The sequence below is a fragment of the Candidatus Cloacimonadota bacterium genome (assembly GCA_028706475.1).
Classification (GTDB): Bacteria; Cloacimonadota; Cloacimonadia; order Cloacimonadales; family Cloacimonadaceae; genus UBA5456.
Genome location: JAQWBI010000003.1, coordinates 23,767 through 45,044 on the forward strand (window position 1 = coordinate 23,767; position 21,278 = coordinate 45,044).

Genomic DNA, 21,278 nt, shown 5'->3' on the forward strand with positions numbered 1-21,278 from the left:
TATGAAAATCTATAATACCCAATCCCGCATGAAAGAAGAGTTCATTCCCCTGGAACCGGGAAAACTAAAGCTGTATGCCTGTGGTCCTACGGTTTACAATTACTTTCACATCGGAAACGCTCGTGCCTTCATCTTTTTTGATGTAGTGCGCCGCTATTTTGAATACCTGAACTACGATGTGACTTATGTCCAAAACATCACCGATATAGACGACAAGATCATTGAGCAATCGAAAAGTGAAGGACGTGAATTCCGGGATATCGCCGGGAAATATACTCAGGCCTTTTTGGAAGATTGCGCAGCTCTGGGCATCAAAGCCCCAAACCATCAGCCTAGAGCCACTGATACTATGCCCCAGATTATTGAGTTGATCCACGATCTGCAGAAGAAGGGATTTGCTTACGAAGTAAACGGAGATGTGTATTTCGATACAGCTTCTTTGCCCGAATATGGCAGTCTCTCTGGCAAGCAAGTAGACGATCAGATGGCAGGTGCCAGAGTTGCGGAAAATACCGCCAAAAAGCATCCCGCGGACTTCACTTTGTGGAAAGCCAGCAAACCCGGAGAACCCTTCTGGCAAAGTCCCTGGGGCAACGGCCGCCCCGGTTGGCATACCGAATGCGTGGTGATGAGCCGGCACTATCTGGGTACCACTTTCGACATCCATGGCGGAGGCATCGATCTGGTTTTTCCCCATCATGAGAACGAAAATGCACAAGCGATTGCACTCTCCGGACAACCCTTGGCACGCTATTGGATGCACAACGGTTTCTTGAATGTGGACGGCGAAAAGATGAGTAAGAGTCTGAAGAACTTCTTTACCGCACGTGATATCCTTCAGGAATATGATGCTGAAGACATCCGACATTTCTTCCTATCAAAGCATTACCGCTCTCCCATCGATTTTACCCGGGAACTGATTGAGGAATCTCACAAAGCCATGCAAAACCTGCATAAAGCAATGGGCGGACATGATTATTACGATCTCCTGCAACTCATGAATCAGGATAAAGCGATCCTTGCTCTGGAGCAGGAGTTCAAAGCTGCGATGGATGACGATTTTAACACTGCTAAGGCAATAGCCATCCTCTTTGATCTGAGTCATATAGCCAAAAAACAGGCAAATGATCCGATAATCTGCAAGGAAGCATCAGCGATGTTACTTAAACTGGGAAGAGTTCTTGGATTTTTCCAAAAAGAAACCCAAGCTAAAAGCGAAAGCATACCTGATCTTTCCGGTTCTTTGATCGAATTGATCCTTTCCTACCGGGCAGAAGCCAGAACAGAGAAGAATTGGCTGCGCTCGGATAAAATCCGCGATGACCTGCAGAAGCTTGGTATAGAGATAAAAGACAGTACACAAGGCAGCACATGGAGTATAAAAGAAACATGAAAAAAAAATACATCATATTGATAATAGTGATCCTGGCTATCGTAGCAGCATTAATCTACGTACTCGCAGGTGGTAAAGACAACTACTTGAACAAACCCGAGAGTGTGGCTTACGATTCTGTAGGCGAACGCTTCCTGATCTCGAACGTGGGAGACGGCAGCATCGTGGCGATGGATAACCAGGGACAATACAGCGAGTTCATCAAAGAAGGGTTCGAAGCTCCCAAAGGGCTACTGCTGGTAGGTGATTTGCTCTATGTAACCGATCCTGCTCAGATTCATGTGGTGAGCGTTAGCGAAGCCAAGATAATCGAAAGCTACCCCATTAATGACGCGGTGGGTTTGAACGACATCGCTATGGATGAATATGGTAAACTCTATATTACGGACACTCCCGGCAACAGCGTATTCGTGTATGATCCCCAATCCAAGACACAGCAGCGGATTTCTCACGAACTCATCTCAGCGCCAAACGGCATCATCTACGATCGCCCCCGCTGGCAGATGTTCATCGTAGGTAATAAGGAACAATCTCCCATCCTCAGCCTGGACACCCGGGATATGAGCGTCAGTATTTTTAAGGATACCATGTACTCCAATCTGGATGGCATCGCCATTGATGACCTGGGACGTATCTATTTCAGCTCCTGGAAAGAACAGATGATCATCGAAATCCCGCAGGAGCAGAATCGTTTTATCACAGACCTGAAGGGATATGACAGTGCTGCAGACATCTATTATCATCTGCCCTCAAACGAACTGATTGTGCCTATGCTAAAGCAAAACAAAATCGAGCGAATCACCCTTAATTAATGATAGACAGACCCAATATCGTACTATATCCAAAAGAAATCATCAAGACCTTTAGCGATCCGAAGTGCTATGAAGCCGAATTGAAGGTTTACAATCTCAATCTGCCTCATGTCCCCCTATTACTCAGCCATGGAAAATCCGAGAAAATAGGGGAATCGCTATGGTATATTAGCACTCAAAGGATAAAAGCCTCCTCATATATGGATCAGTTGGGCTTTGATTCCGCCCATCTCGGTTCTGCAATAGCAGATTTTCACACTGCGAGTATGGAAGGACATAAATGCATATGCCACATAGATAACCAACCGAAGAACATCATCCTTTGTGGTACCGATTACTACTTTGTGGATTTTTCGGATAGCAGAGAGGACTTCCCCGAGACCGATGTCTCGCACCTCTTGTTATTTTGGGCGGAAGAATATGAATATACAGATTTCGTCAGTATCGCCGCTCCCTTTCTTGACCGTTATCAGGATCAAATCCAACTGAACCATCAGCTCTGGACAGGCTGCTTGCAACAGAGCATCAAACGTTTCGACAAGCGCCGAATCCGCCATCGCGGGATGATACCTTCCGTTCAAAGCAAGCGTAACAGAGACTGGCTTCATGATATAGTGTAGCGATCAGATTTCCCTGCCGCCCGGAATTTCTCTCCCCGTCTTCTCTCTCTTTGGGTCAAGCTGTAGCGATCGAGATATCATGCAGTGATGATCGAGTGAACACTAGATGATAACGGGATAATATCAGCTTGATCATAGCCTAATCTATTGGCAAAGACAAAGGCCGTGATCAACTGGGAATCACGACCAAAGCATAATATTGGATGGGTATCCGGCTCTACTGCTGTCCCTTCATCATGGATTCCAACTGTTTCATACCTTTGGGACTGTTCATCTTTTTCATCATTTTTTTCATGTCTTCAAATTGACGCATCAAGCGGTTCACTTCCATTACGGGACGTCCACAACCCTTGGAAATGCGCAGTCTTCTGCTTCCGTTCAAAATTTCCGGCTTCTCACGCTCCATATTAGTCATGGATTGGATGATAGCTTCCACGTGTTTTAAGGCATTATCATCGATTTTCAGATCTGCAGGCAGCTTTGAGCCGATCCCTGGAATCATCTTGATGATGGACTCCAACGGACCCATTTTCTTGATACTTTGAAGCTGTTTTAGAAAGTCGTTTAAGGTAAACTGGTTCTTCAACATCTTGCGGGCAAGCTTTTCTTCTTCTGCAGCGTTCAGGCTTTCTTCCGCTTTTTCGATGAGGCTGAGCACATCGCCCATACCGAGGATGCGTGAAGCCATCCTATCTGCATGAAACACTTCCAGATCGGGGATCTTCTCGCCGGTTCCCATAAAGGCCAAAGGCCTACCGGTTACAGCTTTAATGGACAGCGCTGCACCTCCGCGGGCATCTCCATCCAGCTTGGTGAGTATTACACCGTCGAACTTTAATTTATCATAGAATTCATTGGCAACCGTCACGGCATCCTGTCCGGTCATAGCATCAGCTACAAAGAAGATATAATCGGGCTTCACATGGTCTTTCAGACGCGCTACCTCATTCATCATTTCTTCATCGATGTGCAAGCGTCCGGCAGTATCGAAAATGAGAAGATTGGTAAATGCAGTATAGGCTTCTTTAAGGGCTTTTTCCGCAATCACCAGGACATCTTTGCTCTCGTCGGCAACAACGGGGATATCGATCTGACGGCCAAGTACTTTGAGCTGTTCGATAGCAGCAGGACGATAGACATCGCATGCCACCATCATCGGCTTAATCCCTTTTTTGCGATACATAGCAGCCAGTTTCGCGCAAGCCGTGGTTTTGCCGGAACCTTGCAATCCCACCATCATAATTTTTGTGAGTTTATTGTTATAGACCTTCATTTCAAAGCCCTCAGTGTCCATCAGGGCAATGAGTTGTTCATGAACGATCTTTACGATTTGCTGGCCAGGAGTAAGGGATTTCATGACTTCAGCGCCTACTGCCCTGCTCTCTACTTCTGCTATGAATTTCTTTACGATCTTGAAATTCACATCCGCTTCAAGCAACGCTAGACGAATCTCGCGCATACTGTCTTTGATGTTCTGCTCGGTAAGGTAGCCACTACCTTTCAGGTTGCGAAATATGGAGTCCAGGCGTTCGGACAGGCTGCTAAACATTTACTCTCCCTTCAATGTGTGTATAGACGCAGTGTAATCCTGCGAAGCAAAGATATAAGATGCAGATACCAGGATGTCAGCTCCGGCTTCCCTAAGCTCCCTGCAGTTGTTGCCATTCACTCCTCCGTCCACTTCAATCAGCAGATTGGGATACTTCACTTTCAGAGCTTTGAGTTGAGCGATTTTATCGATGGCGTGGGGAATGAATTTCTGAGCTGAATAACCCGGATTTACACTCATTACCAGCACGAAATCCAGTTCTGGCAGGATATCATCCAAAGTGTTCACGGGAGTGGCAGGATTGAGTGCGATCCCGGCTTTGATACCGAGGGATTTGATCTTTTGTACCATGCGATGACTGTGATACACTGTTTCCTGATGAAAAGAAAGGTATTGGATGCCGATCTCGGCCAGCGGTTCCACATAGACATCAGGATTTGTAACCATCAGGTGAGCATCAAGAGCTTTATCGCTAAGGCTTCGAATCGCTGAGATGAGGGGATATCCGAAACTGAGATTGGGTACATAATGACCGTCCATCAGATCCAGATGGATTATGTCGGTTGCTTGCAGCTTCTTTATCTCAGCGGCGAGATGGCCAAAATCTGCAGAAAGTACGGATGCGGCAATTTGTACGCTCATTTTTTTCTTTTACCGGGGCTTTGGATTAGGTATATGATGTCTTGTAGTTGCTCACCATAATTGGCATATTTGGCGATGATATCCGTCTTCAATAAGACCAATTCCTGCATCCAGGAACTATTCTGAACACCAACGAACAATACATCATTCTCCAGCTTGATGGGTTGTGACCGTTCAGCCAAGAGAGGACCGACAATCTTCTTCCATCCCAAGTAAACATGGATAAATCGATTGTATTTTTCGCCTGCTATTTGGTAGATTATCTTGTTGAAACGCTGATTAGCAAGAACGAAAGTCATTCTGAAAAAGAGAAGTAAACGGGAGTACTGCCCCAAAATGACATACTCCCGCTTAATACTGTGTTATTCTTGGTTGAAGTAAAGACCAAAGGCGTTGTAAGCCAGGATCAATACTGCCATAGCTACATAGTAAACCGATCCGATACCCATGGTGGTGCTGTCCACGAGGGACATCAGCAAACCGGGGATCATAGAAGCGATAATAAATACTATGTATCCGATGGCACGTTTGGCCGCGGTCGTACCTTTTCTGTTGATCAGGTACACGGTTACCAAGATCATCAGGATAAACAGAATGCTGAGACCAAGCATCATGGGAATCACAACACCGGAGCTCAGGGTTTGCGGCAGACTGATCACACTGGTACGTGTAGCGATAATCAAAGGTGTTACAATGGCCAGGATCATCAGAATCGCAGCCACTATCCTTTTAAGGCCTTTGTTTGAACGATACGTTACCTCAAAGTGTCTTTGATTGTTCTTCAGTGAAAAATATACAAGTACACTCAACACCAGAAAGAATGCAGCGTATGCAAGCATCATAATCGGACGCTCGGTAATCATCCCCACCGTGGATAGAACCGCGATGAAGATAACCACTGTGGCTATCTGCTTGATCTTGTACAATGTATCATGCATGGGAACCTCCCGGGAATATTATTCAACTTCGGTTTCTGCTTGAACCACAAAAGCCAGATTTGTGACTACCTCTTTGTGTAGCCTGATGGAAATGCTATGATCTCCCAGTTCCTTGATATGGTGCTCCATTTGCACCGTTGAACGGTGTATGTCCACTCCCTCTGCTTTCAGGGCATGAACGATATCGTTCTCTGAAACTGAGCCAAACATGTTTCCCTGTTCATCCACTTTGCGGTTAAATGTCAGTTTTACAGAAGCTATTTTTTCGGCAAGGTTTTTTAACTCCAGGATATTTTTTTCTTCTATTGCTTTGAGCTCTTCCTGAATACTGCCCAAGCGTTTCATATTATAAGGTGTGGCGTAACGAGCGAAGTCCCTAGGGACTAGATAGTTTCTGGCATATCCCCGTTTTACGTTTACTACTTCGCCTTGATTACCCAATTTTTCTATGTTTTCGAGCAAGATTACTTTCATGCGGTATTTCCTCCACGCGTTTTGTTGCTACTCATCCAGCTATCGGCAAAACCGATGAGAATGAGCGGAATAAAAGCATATATCAGCAATACAAACATGATTATGCTTTTTATGATATTATTAGATACTATTCTGGATACGAATGTCCAGGCCAGGAAGAAACCCTGGGTCAAGGGCACGGTGCAGAGTAGGATCAGAGTGTTTACAAATACTGTCTTTGTAGCTTCAAACATATACAAGGGAAGCGATGCCAAAATCAGGATATTGTAGAATACTGTGAATTTCATATCCGCCGGCACAAACGGTATATGGATTGTGCGGTGAAAGATGATATAGCCGATCAAAAGGGCAACAATCTGCCCTACACCCCAGAATGCGGGCATCAAGTTTTCCCACATCCTGGCGCTAAGCTGCGTGTATTCATTATCCAGGAAAGCTGGCATCTGCTCCTGTATCATCTGCATCCCTTCCAAATAGGCCTTGCTTAGGATCCCGCCAAAGATGTACATCCTGGCAAGTGAATAAACTATTATCACTAATATCCCAGCAAGTAAAGCCTCACTGAGCACCTGATTGCGCCTGAGAGTAAGCAAAAAAACGTAGATCACCAAACCCACTCCAAAAATCGCATCAGAAGCAATCAGTGGAATGTCTCCGTGACGTCCGTCCATCAGCAGAACCAGGATCGGCATCACAAAGAACAATACTATCGCTCTTTGCGGAGATACCAAAGCAGGGCCCAACATTTTGGCGCTGATATACATCACCATTATCATCCCCAGGAAGGGACTCAATAGCGACATAGTTCCGCTCAGGAAGGGTAGCAGGAACATCGTATTTATTCTACAACGTAAGGGATCAGAGCCATCTGACGGGCACGTTTGATCTCGGTGGTAAGCTTGCGCTGGTGTTTGGCGCAGGTTCCGGTGAGACGTGCTGCTTCGATCTTACCAACGTCAGAAGTGTATTGACGCATCAGATCGATGTTCTTGTAATCGATTACAAGATCAGGATTGGCACAGAACTTACAGTATTTACGGCGAGTGAACTTTTTCTTTCTATCGCTGAAATTCATTGTTTCTCCTAAAATGGGACATCATCGTCGGTGACACTTTTGGAATGAGCTGGCGCTTCGCTTGGCATTGGCGCTTCATTGTGACCTTGAGGAGCTTCTCCATCGCGGAGAGGCCATTCAAGGAAGTGCACTGCTTCGACATTTACTTCAGTGCTTTTGCGGTTTTGGTTGTTTTGATCAGTCCAGTTCCTGGTGTCAATACGACCTTCAACGATGATCGCGCTACCCTTGTGGGCAGTGTTGGCAATCATCTCGGCAGTTTTATTCCAAGCTACGCAATCGATCCAGCTTGTTACTGTCTGCCACTGGTCAGAGTCGTCTTTATAAGATCTGTCTGAAGCCAGAGTGATACGGATTACAGGGGTACCCTTGGGGGTAAATTTCAGTTCCAAATCATTGGCTATACGGCCACTGCAGATGAACTTGTTTAGTCTGGGTAATCTTAGGTCTGCCATAATTCCTCCTATTTCTCGTCATGAGCAACGAACATATGTCGGATTATGTTTTCATTGATGTTGAACTGCTGTTTGATGGCCTTTACAGCAAGGCTGTCCATCTTCATGTAGTTCACATAATAATACGCTTCCAGATGCTTTTCGATGGGATACGCAAGCATGCGCTTTCCCCAAGCATCAGTCTTGATGATCTCAGCACCGGCTTCACGCAAAAGGCTAAGAGCAGCATCATGGGCTGCATCTGCTTTTTCAGCGGAAAGCTTTGGAGATAAAATCATCATGAGTTCGTAATCTTTAATCATCCTTTTCCTCCTTTGGACTTTTGATTCCGACGTTCTTGCCATCGGAATAGGATTTTTTCCATTTACTATATTCGTTCAACATAGCGTTGAAGTCATCACTTACATAGGTATCTAGAAATCTGGACACCAAGGATAGACTCTCGTCATAAGCAGCCAGCTCTTCATCGGCAAATTCGTCCAGGACATATTTGTCGGCTGGAAGGCTTTGTGAGCGCCCAATTCCAATCCTGATTCTCTTCAGGTCTGAAGGAGGCATCACATTGAATAGGGATTTCAGGCCGTTGTGCCCGCCATCTCCCCCACCGCTGCGAATCCGCAGATGTGCTGGAGCCAGTTCGATATCATCGTGCAAAACTAGAATCTCGGAGATTTTCCAGCGTAATAGTACCTCTTTGAGAGCCTTTTCAACTAGATTCATGAAGGTCCTGGGTTTGATCGCTACTACCTGTCTATACACAATATAATCGTAAAGCTCACTATGACTGAAGCTCAAGTTATGCGTAAGAGCCCATCGGTTCAAAGCAATAAAACCAATATTGTGTCTGGTCTTTTGGTAGCGGGGAGGATGATTCCCCAAAGCCAGGATCAACTTCATTCTGCGTTCTAAGCTTCTTCTTTTTTCTCTGCAGAAGGAGCTTCTTCAGCGGGAGTATCAGGTAGGGCTGATGCTTTCGCATGGATAACCACAAGAGTGACATCATCGGCCTCTTTGTAATGCCAAGTTCCCTTGGGCAGATCTCCGATATGTTTGGTATCTCCAACTTTCATTTCGCTTACATTCAGTTCCAAACCTTCTGGAACGTCATTAGCTTTGCATACCACTTTTACCGTACGTTGGATTATATCCATGAAACCGCCTTCCTTGATTCCGGCTGCTTCTCCCGTGTAGGCTACGGGGATATCTACTTCGATGGTGCTTTCTGCATCCACTACGAAGAAATCAAGATGCAAAAAGTCTCTGCGTACAGGGTGCATTTGCTTGTCTTTCAATATAGTGTGGTACTTCTTGCCATCCAGATTCAGCTCGTAGAAGGCCAGATCCGTAAAGCTCTTTTTGTAGCACTTTATAAATTCATTGCTGTTTATGGAAAGCTTCAGCGCTTCCATTCCTCCACCATATAGAACTGCTGGGATCATTCCGCTGGCGCGTAACTGAGTAAGGTCACTTTTCTTTACGGTGTTTCTTGTTTCTGCGGTAAGAGTAAATATCATTTATTCCTCCATTTATTTACTATCTAAATAACAGGCTTATGGATTCACCAATGTGGATTTTTTTGATGGCAATTGCCAACATTTCCGCAATGGAGAGTTGTACAATCTTCAGGCAGCTTCGTTTGTGTTCATCCAGCTTGATCGTGTTTGTAACAAAAAGCTTCTCAATAGGAGATGCTTCTATGAGGTTAACCGCTTTGCCGGATAATACTCCGTGAGTGCAAGCGGCAAAGATCTTTTTGGCTCCTTGTTCCTGCAATGCTTTGGCAACTTTGATCAAACTGCCTCCTGTATCGATGATGTCGTCGTATAGGATAGCTGTCTTCCCGGCAACGTCACCAATGATGTTCAACAGCTCTGTTTGATCGTTGTTTCCGCTACGTCTTTTATCTCCGATTGCCAGGCCACAATTGAGCCTCTTGGCCAGTGCTCGTGCGCGGTTTGCCCCTCCAGAATCAGGAGAAACCACTACGATGTCTTCCATCTGCATTATGCTCTTAAAATAGCGAGCAAAAGACGGAATGGCATAGAGATGATCCACTGGGATATTGAAGAATCCCTGAATCTGGTCAGCATGCAAATCAACCGTAACCACGCGATCTGCTCCTGCCACAGTAATGAGATCAGCCACCAGTTTTGCCGTGATTGGCACTCGGGGCTGGTCTTTCTTGTCGCTGCGAGCATAAGCATAATAGGGTATCACGCAGTTGATTCTTTGGGCACTGGCTCGTTTCAGAGCGTCAATAATAATCAGCAAATCCATCAGGTTATCGTTTACCGGATAACTGGTGGGCTGGATCACAAAGACATCAGCACCTCGCACATTGTCGTTGATCTTCACGAAGGATTCGTCGTTCGAAAACTTAAACAAATCTATGTCGCCCAAAGGGATGCCTGCATGTCTTGCTACTTCCTCCGCTAAAGGTAGGTTCGCATTACCCGTGATTAGTTTTAACTTTGAAAACATCTTTGGTACTCTCTTCGTGTTTTGGTTCTGGTTAGATGGGTAAAATAACCCTTTTGTGCAAAGTGAGCTGCGCATAACTCAGCTGTCTTTACGTCTTCAAAAATTCCAAAGCAGGTGGAACCACTTCCGCTTAACATACTCTTGATTGCACCGAAATCATCAAGCTCGATCAATAAGCGATCAACTTCTGGGTATAGCTTGCGTACACCGGGTTCAAGTCTGTTATACATCGTGGCAATAGGGTGAAGGGCATCAAACAGCTTTGCCTCGCCGGGAACAGGGAGTTCCACAGCGCCATAAGCAGTACCGGCAGAGATAGCAATGCCGGGATTCACCAACAAAATGTTATCAATCTTGATATCATCCATTGGGGATATCTTTTCACCTCTATTTTCACCAAGGGCCGTTCCGCCGTGCAGAAAGAAGTTGATATCGCTGCCAAACATGGCAGCAATGCGTTCTTTTGCAGCCGGATCAAGGTTCAATTGCCAAAGGCGATCAAGTGACTCAATAGCATTAGCAGCATTGGAGCTTCCTCCACCTAAACCGGCTGCTATGGGAATCCTCTTTTTCAAGTGAATATCCACACCGCAGTCAACTTTGTACTCATCTTGTAAATACTTGGCTATCCGGTAGATGAGATTGCTTTGACCGTCTAGTTCAGCAATAGAAGACCACAGTATTATGGCCCTACTTTTTGTCAAAGCATATTTGATACTGTCAAAAAGGTCAATACTGCTGAGTACAGTATTGACCTGGTGGTAGTTACCGGGAAGGCGTCCCAGTATCTCAAGAAATAGATTTATTTTTGCGTAAGAAGCGGTTAACATTCTTCCGTTGCTTTTTGGGTACCTCATCACCATAGTAATAGTAATAATAGTAGTAATAATAGTAGTAGTTCTGCTTGTTATAGTACTTTTGGACGTAGATGCCGTTAACGATGATTCCGTCGATCCTGGCATCGATGTTCTCCATTAGTTCTTTAGTGCGTTTGATGATGCCCTTATCGGTGAATCCGCACCGAACAACTACAAAGGTCATATCGACCTTTTTGGTAAGGATCAGAGCGTCCGTTACAGCGATCACGGGCGGAGTATCAAAGAGTATGTAGTCATACATGGATTTGAGCTCTCTGATCATCTGGTCAAATCTGTTTGAGGCAATCAATTCAGAGGGGTTGGGCGGCACAAATCCGCTGGTAATGATATCCAGATTCATGATGCCGGATTCTTTTACCACTTGTTCCACCTTCAAATCTGCATCGATAAGATAGTCGCTGGAACCGTTCTCTTTATCCAGATCAAACCTGGTATGAATGGTAGGACGTCTCATATCCATATCCACCAAAACCACTCTTGAGTTCATCTGCGCCAAAGTGATGGCAAGGTTCGCTATAGAAGTGGATTTACCTTCTTTGGGACCAGAGGAAGTAACCAAAAGGGAAGTACTGCCCTCGGCTTTACGGGATAGAATGTTTGTACGCAGTGTACGATATGCTTCTGCAATGGGGGATTTGGGAGCATAGTGCGAAACCAGTTGCTGCATCACGAAGTGCATGGATTTTGCCAATTGTGCCCGGGCTTCTCCCTCGCTTTTCTCGATCATATCGTTAAATTCAGCAAGTTTGCTTTCAGCTTCACGAATAACGGGGATAGTACCCACAATCGGTAGTCTTACAAAGCTTTCCATGTCTTCCAGTGTACGCAGTTTCGTATCCAGAGAATGTACCAGGAAAGCAGCACCAACGCCCAAACCAAGACCCAGGATGATACCGACAAGAATGTTCCCCGATACCCGGGGTTTGATGGGAACATCCGGACGAGTAGCATAATCGATGATACGGATATTTCCCACTTTTGCTTGCTCGGCTATCTTGGCATCTTCATACTTCTCCATCATAATGCCATGGATCTTACTATCCAGCATCATGTTCCGGGAAAGTCTCGCCAACTCAAGCTCAGTGTTGGGTAAAGAGATAATGCGCTGTTCATACATCTCTTTAGTTTGTTCCAAGCCATTCACTCTGGTACGGGCTAATTCCATATCCACATTGGCCTGAAGCAAGCGATTTACTAAGTCACTTCTGGTGGAAAGAGGATCCGCGGAAATGGATACACTTACTAGCTTGCGTATTTCCCGATCCAAGTTTGCCCGCGTATTCTCCAATTCACGATTCAGGAGTAATATCTGGGGATGATCCAGAGGATATTCGTTTTTGGTGAGTAGCTTGGTGATGAGCGCTTGAGTTTCCACCACTTGTTTCCGCAACTCTGTGATGTATGGCGTCTTGATCATGTTGTCGATATCGACCAAAAGGGAATCTTGATCTCGCAATTGCTTGGTTATCAAGTCCAGGCTTTTGGCTTTCACGGCCATATCCGTGAGAGAAGCCTCCAATTCGGCTTCAAGCTCGGAAGATTGTTCGATCAGTTTTTCTGTTTCAGCGGTCAATTCAGTAAGGCGGTTTAAGTTCTTGAACTCCCTCAAATCATTCTCAGAAGCCTGTAAGCGCCTGCTGATGGCATCCAACTGAGTTTCCAGGAACTCCCGGATAGTAGTGTATTCCAAGCGCGCAAATTGAGTGTTTTGCTGCTGAATAGCTTCGGCTATGGCATTCACGGCGGCTTGTGCTTCAGACGGGCTAGTGGATTCTATGGAAATAGTGAGAAGATCTGTTTCACGTTTGGATTCCACCTTCACTTCGTCTAGTGCCGCAGCAGGATTCTCACGGGATGCTATGGGGAAAAGATCCCAATCGGGATACTTTTTCATGATTTCCCAAGCTAAGGTGAGAGTGGGACGGCTTTTTATGATCTCAATCTGATTGTTGATGCTGTTTTTTCCCATCCCGGAAGCACCCATAAAGAGGAATTCCGCTCCTTGATTCTGGTCTTCCAGCATGATGCGTGAAGAAGCTGAATAGATCTTGTCTTGTCTTGCAGTATATACAATTGTAACTGCCATCACGAGCACAAATACCAATACGATCAGATAGCGGTATTGCAGGATTATCCGTATATAATCTGAAAGTTTAATTTCGTCTTGCAAGGGCTGTTGGTTTTGATATTGATTTTCCACTTATGCCTTCCTTAGAGATTATAATCCAGTAACAAGATTGTACACGCTGAGTGTGACTGCTGCTTTCGAGAGGAAATCTGCCACTCTTGAGAATGCATAGAATATTGTTCCGGAAACGACGATGGTGTCACCGGGCTTCATTACTGGAATCAATGCCGCATCTCCGGTTTCCATGTACTTTTTAAAGTTCACCCACACTACTTTTTCCCCTTCTTCGCTGGGTCGTACTATCCTGATTTTTGAGAGCTTTGCGTCTTCCTTTGGACCACCGGCCAGAGCCAGCAAGGTAAGAAAATCAGTGTCGTCCGGCACTACATAGAGCCCTGGTTTTGCTACTTGGCCCAAAATAAATGTATTCATCTTGAGCTTTTCTACCCCACTTCTACTGCCATCGAATGTATATGCCGAAATATTGCTCGACGGTGTAAAGGTCGAAGTGGTCTGACCAAATAGACTTAAACCAATACAGATCAATAGGATCGCAAACAGAATCTTCTTCACATTTTCCTCTTTCGCATTTTACGTAAAAATCCTAAGCTTGTCTTTCCAGTCAAGCATTTTCTTATAATGTTGTTTTGTGGTACCTGTATTGTACATCATCGGGCTGGTTACACTCTTGAGCAAATCATGGGATTTCCAAGACGAGTCTAGTGTCATGTCAAGCATGAGATGGCAATCTCCGTATTTCTACAGCGACCGAAAGGAGCCTTTGAGTCATTTTTATCTTCCCCTTTGTTCGATCCAGTGTTGAAGCTGATATCAAGGTGTTATCATCCTGTGCTCACCCGATGATCACCCGATGATATCAGGTTCAAGTATCGATAACCCAAAGAGGAATGAAGCTTCTGAATCATCGGCAGAAGTATCTGGGAGATTGGAATTTGGCAGTGCAACAACAAAACAACATTCATGCCTTGAGTCACTAGATTATAAAACAGTAAAGACCCGTTCCAAGGATTCCGAGCCCATATACATCTGTTTATCCCCATCCAAAACAAAGTAATCTACTCGCCAGCGTAATACGCTTCCCGATGCGATTGGGGGATTAAGCTGCGGTAGCTTTAGAGACAAAGGCGGATCTTCTGTAGCCAAGTCGAAATCATTACTCCAAAGCAGATCGTTGTTCTCGTCCCATACAAGAACGCGATAGAAACCAATACTATCATCTGCTAAGCCCCACACAAAGCTGAGACCTTCCGGAGTATTAAGATTCACATACGCATTGTTCTCCGGAGATATCAATCCTGGCTTACTCAGAATGGCATAATGCACAGTGTCCGATATACTGCTATTCCCGCTAATGTCAAACAGTTCAATATAGTAATAATACCAGTGCTTTTCCACCAAGTCATTTTGATCGAGATAGTCCCGATTACTTGCTGGGACTTGAGCCAGCTCCAGCGGATCCGGTTCGATATCGGAATAACGGTATATTTTCAAGTAACTTAGATCGTTATCGACAAAAGGTTCCCAAGTAAGGTGGATCATGTCACCTTCTGGAACGGTGTCGATACCGTTATTTTCATCGTTCAATGTGATATAAGTGTCTTCGTCCAAGAAGAAAACACCGTCACCGGTATCACCCCGGTGAGCGATCAAAACGGGCTTTACCGGAGGAATGTTATCCTTTCCGATTTCGTCTTCACCAGAACAGGAGCCCAACATAAGGGCTATAAGAACAATCCATATAATGTTTCTCATTATTACTCCTAAAAACTGATTCTCAAACCCAGTCTGTTGGTTATCCCAACCGGGTTTGTGATAAGGGCATAATCCAGCATCACACCATATACTTTCACGCTGGCGCCACAACTGAAATTTGTATCGTAATAACCCAAACGCAGATTGGCTTTGTTATCATAATTCCATTCTATCCCATAATGATTGGTGCCGCCATACACATAATCGTAGTCATAGGCCAGTAGTATTGTACTTTTCAGCTTTTCCAAAGGCTGCACCAGAGCGACACCGGCCTTGGTATTGAAAAGAACTTCATCCCGAATCTCGCTGTTCGTATCCCAGCTGATCGTAGTCCCTGCCACATCTTGGAAATTGATACCTACATGTAGATCGCCCAGGTAATCCTCATCAAACAGTACGGACATATCGGTACGCAGCTTCACTCCCAGATCAAATCCAGTACCCGTACCCAAGTTGTCTTTCAGTTTGCGTTGAATGAATTTCACATTGCCGCCCAAGCCGAGTTCAAAAGGTATCTCAAAGAACTGCCAGCCCATATTTACACCAAACTTGATGTTCTTGGAAAACGCAAACTGGTACAGATCGTCCGTTGATCGGAAGTGTCCGTCCGGTATTCCCGGCAATTGGTTTGCAATGCTTTGGATTCTCTGATCCACTGTCCCCTCCAGATGGCTCTCGTCGAATATGGGGATATCGTCCACAGACAATCTGGTTAGGTTAAAGGCAATTGATACATCATTCGGCAATGGTTGCACATAACCCATATAATCATAGCTGGCCAAATTACCGTACAGGAAAGCATGCATCACCTGAACTTCAGAATCGCGGATTTGGGACAACCCTCCGCTGTTCCAATAGATCGCCGAACCATCGTCTGCCAGAGCCGAGAAAGCACCACCCATGCCCAAAGCGCGAACTCCGGAGCCTATCATCATGAAGTCACCGGCATATCTGCCCGCAAAAGCTGGTGCACAGCAGAACAAGCTCATAAGGCCAAGAAAGAATATCTTCTTCATCTCTGCTCCCCTTATCTCAGAATGGCCATTTTCATGGTCTTCTCGATTTTCTTGTTCCCCCGGCGGGCAACCACTCTATAGAAGTAAGTCCCATTCGCCAGAAGGAAGCCTTGTTCGTCCCTACAGTCCCATGCATAAAGGGTTCTGGGATATTCATGATATCCCACCCCCGTAGGAAGATCCCTAAATGTCTTCACCAATCTGCCGCTAATAGTATATACTTTAATGTAAACCTCATCCGCAGAGTCGGTTAGTACATATGTGAAACGAGTCCGACCATCATTCTTGGGATCTTGAGCCTGGCCTAATACCGGATTGGGATAATTGGCAATATTCAGTATGTTGAATTCGTCGTTTACGATGAATTGAGCTTCACGGGACATAACATTACCGTTTAGATCTGTACAAACAACCTTGAGGTTGTGATCTCCCTTCTGCAGATCGAGCTGATACTTCACCGGTACCCGATTGATGTTCTCTTTATTGATGCTGATCACATAATCTGTTTCGGGAATTTCTGAACCATTCAAAGATAGATGGATTCTGTTGTCGATCAAATCGATACCGTTGGCATCGCTCAACAGCAACGAGATCACTCCGTCTCCCGCCACGTAGCCGCCTACAGTAAATTCCTGATCCTGAACGTTCACTTCTATTGTTGGAGGTGTATTGTCCGTATTCCGGAATATGCAATAGGTACCCTGTCTTGCCACCTCAAAACTTACGGTGTCATTCGACAGATCCATGTGTCCGCCTACCAGAATCCACTTCTGATAGTCGGTATTGTAACGATATATCTTGAAGCTGTATTCAGATTCAAAGTCTTGCGTATCATCGTCATTTGAGCTGTACTTGAATGTGAGGTTCAGCTTTTTGCCATTATCGAAGAAACCCAGAGAATCCACCAGACTGGTATTCAACAGCTTGATCTCATACGGGATGGACAATTGGAGATCGCTGCCTTCCGCAGGATTCTGCATCAGGATTGTTTGAAGATCAGGCTGATTCAGCAATTGGATATTATCCAAGTCATTAACAGCAAATCCAACTGATCCGGAGTTCACAAATCCTGGAGGCACAGTACAAGTAAGGTTGTTGTCTAGGCTGTTGATGCTGGCTCCTCCGCTGTCCACACTGAAGTAATTCATAGGTATTTCAATGGGAATGTAGTTGTTTGTGTTTACAAAGAAATCCCATTCCTGAAATACAAAAGTGGTATTCACTCTCACTTCCAATTGATGGTTACCATTGGGTAAATCTTCCAATGAGATAGTATCCCAACGGTATTCTTCCACATCCAGAGGAGCAAAATCCTGCTCCGAAACCATTATCCAAACATCTCTAACCCTCTTGAACAGCCTCAAATCAGTTGTAAGCGACGCTGCGTTCCCCACATTGGTCGATTTTACTTTCAGTACAGGAATACCATCGTTTGCATCTAGAAGTATCTCCTGAAGGAATAGATCCGGACCTGCTACGTGGAAAGACTGCAATGGGCTTTCAAAAACCAGCGTATCCTTATCCGTGATATAATACTTGAATGGTATTTCACGCTTGGTCGGAAATTTGCGAAGCTTCGTGTCGGTCTTCCACAAGGTGTTGTCTTCAGCATCCGGACTCATGGAATAGTTCTCCCATAGCACTTCCCACGTTTGTGTTTTGGGGTAATAGACACTATCGGTTCTTACTGCCACATATAAGCTCATGATGTCCTGGGGATTGAAGACTCTTGCCATAAATACCGTAGAATCAGTATAAACAGGCTGGGCAGGAATAAATCCTTCGTGTTTTACGGCAGGACGTCCCACGCTGTAGAAAGTGGTGCCAATATATTGTTTGGCCGGTGAATATCCCGATACCATTATCTTGTTTGTATAGTTACTGGAGCCCTGAGGTATTTCATAGTTGGATAGGAACTCACCTGAGACCAGATCTATGTCGTATGGCACGTTTTTTACGGTCTCATTCTCGTTCATGATATACATCCGAGCCCTTGCTACATCAGCAGGGAATTGGGCTTGCACGCTCAAGGACTCTCCTGGTTCCGGATTGTGGTTCTGAGTAACCACTGTGTTATGCACTATCGGTTTGTTCAAGCTTATCAGAGGATCCCCCAAATAGACTGACCCATTTGTGAGGGCGTATCTGGAGGCAGCGCTGGAAGTGGTCGTATAGTACCTTGCCAGAGCAAATACATATGCCTCTCCCAAGGTATCGAAATCCATCTTGAACGCAGCTTCACTAAAGGCATGACCCCAGTCCTCATCCTGCATAAGGTATCCCAATCCGGAAAAGCCCAAGGTTACGATTGCTCCTTTATCTGGTTGAGCAATAAGCGCTTCAGATATCGATGCAGCACCGTTTGTATCAAATGCTGAGGCATAACATGCCAAAGATAGTACTACCGGAAGGACTTGATTGTTCAAAGTAGCCACATCATTGAAGTTAAACAAGTTGTAATCTGCCCATACACGACCGCCACCGTGCCCCATAAATTGGACGAATTGAGTACCGCTATTTATTGCGTCTTTCAAGTCAAATGTGCCCCCAAAATATTCGCTGCTGACGGTTTGAGTACTGGTATATACCCTAGTTACGCGATAGTGTTCTGGGATGCTTCTGCGGCGGATTCTCTCGGATTGCTGAGAGAAGATGTCGTTTCCATCGTCTATCTTGCCTCCAGCAGTTAATGTAACATGGTTGTTCCATTGACGGTTGGTGTACAGATTGTCTCGATAGGATTTAGCTTTCAGGGCATAGTCTGAGATTTGTTCTTCTGTCCATACATTGATGCGCGCAAGACTGATATCCGGCACCAAATCATCACCCACAATGCAGGCATACCAGGTATCGCTGGCAGTTGCTCCATGTTTGAAAGTCCAAGTCTTCTTTACAGGAATCAGGTTGTACTTGCGGCTAGGGCTGTTGTCCCTTGTATCATCAATACCTTCGCCCAAGAGAATTACATGACTCAAACGGGGAGTTCTCCAATGATTGTAAGCGTGTGTCAGAAAATCTTTAATTGCCTCGGCAGACACAATACCGTTGTTGAACTCATCATATATATCCTGAATATCTACTGTCTTCACAGTATGGCCTTCTGAAGACCAGAGATCGGTCAGCATCTGAGTCCCTTCCGATTCCATAAACTGATATGGAGTAATCACGACCACATTTGCTGAATTCATCGGATTCTTCAGATCTGAGGGCAGGTTCATGCGCAGTAGTTTTGGGCTCTTTTTGGCACCCTCTTCCACGGCATAATAGAGGACGGCATTTGAGGATACACTATCCTGTAAACTAACGGTCCAAGGAGCAGTACCATCCATTGTAAAAGGCTCTATTTGTAAGCCGTTAAACACACTGGAGCCAATCTTGTAAACAGATACATTGGGAGACGAAAACCCTCCTATATCAAATTGGAACAATCCATTGGGGCGATCAATGGGCTTAGTAAACTTAATGAAGTCTCTGTCGGTTCTATACTCTCTCCAATACTGCAGTTTGATGTAATCCAACATTACCTGTTCTTTCTCCAGCATCGTTGTGTTTCCGGAAAGACTGATATAGACATTATTGGTACCGTGGTGAAAGAACGAATTGGCAATCGGTTCCTTGTTTAGAAAGATCTTCTCAGTTTGCCCAATCCAGGAATGAGTGTTCACCATAGCCTGATTTATCCTGATGGATGCATCGTGATCGACCTGCCCTACCGAGAGAGTATCATTATATGTAAGGCCATGTAAAGCTATTTCTGTGTTCCCCTTGCGGACTGCACTATCAATGGGATACTCCAATTCGATGGGAACTATTTCCAGATTGGGTGCCTTGATTTTTTCCCAAAACCACACATCTTCACGATAAAACTCCTGATCACTATTCTGCCATCCCCTTCCCAGTTTATCGCTTACCAATTGTTTTTCAAAATGGACAGATTCCAGATATGCATCCGCCAGCATATACTCCATCGGATTACTGCTGATCAAACCTCCGTTTTCTACGGCCATGCGGGCTCCATATCCTTCTGTCACACCTAAAGTATAAACATTTTCGGCCGTATAATCGTCACTATAGCGTTCGTCTCCGTAATGCCGATCGCCAAAGAACTCGAAGAAATCGCCATTATCGAAGCTACCGTCCTCTTCTCCATGGAAGTGTATCGGTACTTGCCCATACTCATCTCTCAATTCCAGATTACGTGGATCCACCTGGTCGATGTTCCAACTCATCTCCACCTGCAGTGAATCTGTCATCTCCGCAATAAAATCTCTCAACTTACTGTATTGAACTTTGAATATGCCTTCGCTATCTACGATTATCTGGATATCAGACACGTGATTCTCAGATCCCTTGGGGCTTTCGTATTGATAATCCTGTTTTGGTAGCTGACGCCATGCTTTGGAACTGGCATTATTCACAAAAAAAGCATCGCCTGCTACATCAATCGGGCTGTAGCCAAGCTGCCAGTTCTGTGCGGGGCTCTTAGTTCCGGAGATATTTACACTGATCTCCATCTCTTGATATACTCTCAGCTCTTTGCCGGCAGCATTATACTGAAAGGGGTATATTCGAAGAGTCACAAATCTCCGATCTCCCACAAAAGCCGGTTTGGATACTTCCAACACCTGTGTGGGATACATACCTGCTTTTGAATAAGCACGAAAATCTCTCTTGGAACTGTACACCGGCATTTCGTCCCGCAAATCCATAGTTGGAACAGGATGGATCAATACTTCAGTTACAGTGTTTTGTACTGAAGATAGCAAGCGGGCAGAAGCTCCGCCATCGATGGGAACAGCGATAGGAACGCTAAACATCCTCAGTTCGGGATAGCCTTCGTCCGCTGTGCTTACACCATCATCCATCATCAGACGTTTGAATCGCAAACCATCTACATTGATTTCTGTTAGATTGTACTCGGGCATCACAAACTTCAGAGTAATAGTATCCTTGTTTTCGTTTACCACGCTGATGGGATTTGCCAAGAGAACAAGCGGCAACAAGATCAGCAAGCATATATATAGTCTTCTCATCATAACTCCCT

The 21,278-nt window shown here is 45.1% G+C and carries 21 protein-coding genes; 3 read left to right on the forward strand and 18 right to left on the reverse strand.

Features of this window, described 5'->3' with window-relative positions:
• The first annotated feature begins 1 nt into the window (after position 1).
• From cysS to PHF32_01480, 3 genes are read left to right on the forward strand one after another with little or no spacing between them, the layout of a single operon-like run.
• Complete coding sequence (gene cysS / locus PHF32_01470; protein ID MDD4559401.1) at positions 2-1,393, forward strand: cysteine--tRNA ligase; 1,392 nt, start codon at positions 2-4, stop codon at positions 1,391-1,393.
• The gene (locus PHF32_01475) at positions 1,390-2,205 is read left to right on the forward strand and encodes an SMP-30/gluconolactonase/LRE family protein (protein ID MDD4559402.1); all 816 of its coding nucleotides are present in this window, start codon (positions 1,390-1,392) and stop codon (positions 2,203-2,205) included. The genes cysS and PHF32_01475 overlap by 4 nt, the downstream gene beginning before the upstream one ends.
• The gene (locus tag PHF32_01480; protein ID MDD4559403.1) at positions 2,205-2,825 is read left to right on the forward strand and encodes a hypothetical protein; all 621 of its coding nucleotides are present in this window, start codon (positions 2,205-2,207) and stop codon (positions 2,823-2,825) included. The genes PHF32_01475 and PHF32_01480 overlap by 1 nt, the downstream gene beginning before the upstream one ends.
• Before the next feature lie 217 nt (positions 2,826-3,042).
• Here PHF32_01480 and ffh read toward each other — a convergent pair whose 3' ends face one another.
• The 18 genes from ffh to PHF32_01570 all read right to left on the reverse strand — a co-directional run bounded on the left by ffh (position 3,043) and on the right by PHF32_01570 (position 21,267).
• Positions 3,043-4,374: a signal recognition particle protein gene (gene ffh, locus PHF32_01485; protein MDD4559404.1), complete on the reverse strand. Its 1,332-nt coding sequence runs from the start codon at positions 4,372-4,374 to the stop codon at positions 3,043-3,045.
• Positions 4,375-5,016 (reverse strand): ribulose-phosphate 3-epimerase, encoded by a 642-nt coding sequence (rpe, locus tag PHF32_01490; protein ID MDD4559405.1) that lies wholly within the window; start codon positions 5,014-5,016, stop codon positions 4,375-4,377. It abuts the gene before it with no gap.
• Positions 5,013-5,351, reverse strand: a complete 339-nt coding sequence (locus tag PHF32_01495) for a DUF721 domain-containing protein (GenBank protein ID MDD4559406.1) — start codon at positions 5,349-5,351, stop codon at positions 5,013-5,015. The genes rpe and PHF32_01495 overlap by 4 nt, the downstream gene beginning before the upstream one ends.
• A 27-nt stretch (positions 5,352-5,378) precedes the next feature.
• The gene (locus tag PHF32_01500) at positions 5,379-5,954 is read right to left on the reverse strand and encodes a hypothetical protein (GenBank protein ID MDD4559407.1); all 576 of its coding nucleotides are present in this window, start codon (positions 5,952-5,954) and stop codon (positions 5,379-5,381) included.
• Positions 5,955-5,972: 18 nt separating this feature from the next.
• Positions 5,973-6,428, reverse strand: coding sequence for a 50S ribosomal protein L9 (rplI, locus tag PHF32_01505; protein ID MDD4559408.1), 456 nt, complete (start codon positions 6,426-6,428; stop codon positions 5,973-5,975).
• A complete protein-coding gene (locus PHF32_01510) occupies positions 6,425-7,261 on the reverse strand; it encodes a hypothetical protein (GenBank protein ID MDD4559409.1) in 837 nt (278 codons plus the stop codon). The genes rplI and PHF32_01510 overlap by 4 nt, the downstream gene beginning before the upstream one ends.
• Positions 7,262-7,266: 5 nt before the next feature.
• Complete coding sequence (rpsR, locus tag PHF32_01515) at positions 7,267-7,503, reverse strand: 30S ribosomal protein S18 (GenBank protein ID MDD4559410.1); 237 nt, start codon at positions 7,501-7,503, stop codon at positions 7,267-7,269.
• An 8-nt stretch (positions 7,504-7,511) separates the two neighbouring features.
• A complete protein-coding gene (gene ssb / locus PHF32_01520; GenBank protein MDD4559411.1) occupies positions 7,512-7,958 on the reverse strand; it encodes a single-stranded DNA-binding protein in 447 nt (148 codons plus the stop codon).
• Positions 7,959-7,966: 8 nt separating this feature from the next.
• Positions 7,967-8,260: a 30S ribosomal protein S6 gene (gene rpsF / locus PHF32_01525; protein ID MDD4559412.1), complete on the reverse strand. Its 294-nt coding sequence runs from the start codon at positions 8,258-8,260 to the stop codon at positions 7,967-7,969.
• Positions 8,253-8,855, reverse strand: a complete 603-nt coding sequence (pth, locus tag PHF32_01530; GenBank protein MDD4559413.1) for an aminoacyl-tRNA hydrolase — start codon at positions 8,853-8,855, stop codon at positions 8,253-8,255. Before pth ends, rpsF begins: the two co-directional genes overlap by 8 nt.
• Positions 8,856-8,863: 8 nt before the next feature.
• A complete protein-coding gene (locus PHF32_01535; protein MDD4559414.1) occupies positions 8,864-9,472 on the reverse strand; it encodes a 50S ribosomal protein L25 in 609 nt (202 codons plus the stop codon).
• A gap of 19 nt (positions 9,473-9,491) precedes the next feature.
• A complete protein-coding gene (locus PHF32_01540) occupies positions 9,492-10,439 on the reverse strand; it encodes a ribose-phosphate pyrophosphokinase (GenBank protein MDD4559415.1) in 948 nt (315 codons plus the stop codon).
• The gene (gene ispE / locus PHF32_01545) at positions 10,424-11,269 is read right to left on the reverse strand and encodes a 4-(cytidine 5'-diphospho)-2-C-methyl-D-erythritol kinase (protein MDD4559416.1); all 846 of its coding nucleotides are present in this window, start codon (positions 11,267-11,269) and stop codon (positions 10,424-10,426) included. Before ispE ends, PHF32_01540 begins: the two co-directional genes overlap by 16 nt.
• Positions 11,229-13,517 carry a polysaccharide biosynthesis tyrosine autokinase gene (locus tag PHF32_01550; protein ID MDD4559417.1) on the reverse strand — a complete coding sequence of 763 codons (2,289 nt, stop codon included), beginning with the start codon at positions 13,515-13,517 and terminating at the stop codon, positions 11,229-11,231. The genes ispE and PHF32_01550 overlap by 41 nt, the downstream gene beginning before the upstream one ends.
• Positions 13,518-13,535: 18 nt before the next feature.
• Positions 13,536-14,018 (reverse strand): SLBB domain-containing protein, encoded by a 483-nt coding sequence (locus PHF32_01555; protein MDD4559418.1) that lies wholly within the window; start codon positions 14,016-14,018, stop codon positions 13,536-13,538.
• A 426-nt stretch (positions 14,019-14,444) separates the two neighbouring features.
• Complete coding sequence (locus PHF32_01560) at positions 14,445-15,218, reverse strand: hypothetical protein (GenBank protein MDD4559419.1); 774 nt, start codon at positions 15,216-15,218, stop codon at positions 14,445-14,447.
• An 8-nt stretch (positions 15,219-15,226) separates the two neighbouring features.
• On the reverse strand, positions 15,227-16,234 hold the full coding sequence (locus tag PHF32_01565) for a hypothetical protein (protein ID MDD4559420.1): 1,008 nt from the start codon (positions 16,232-16,234) through the stop codon (positions 15,227-15,229).
• 11 nt (positions 16,235-16,245) lie between these two features.
• A complete protein-coding gene (locus tag PHF32_01570) occupies positions 16,246-21,267 on the reverse strand; it encodes a C25 family cysteine peptidase (protein ID MDD4559421.1) in 5,022 nt (1,673 codons plus the stop codon).
• Positions 21,268-21,278: the final 11 nt, after the last annotated feature.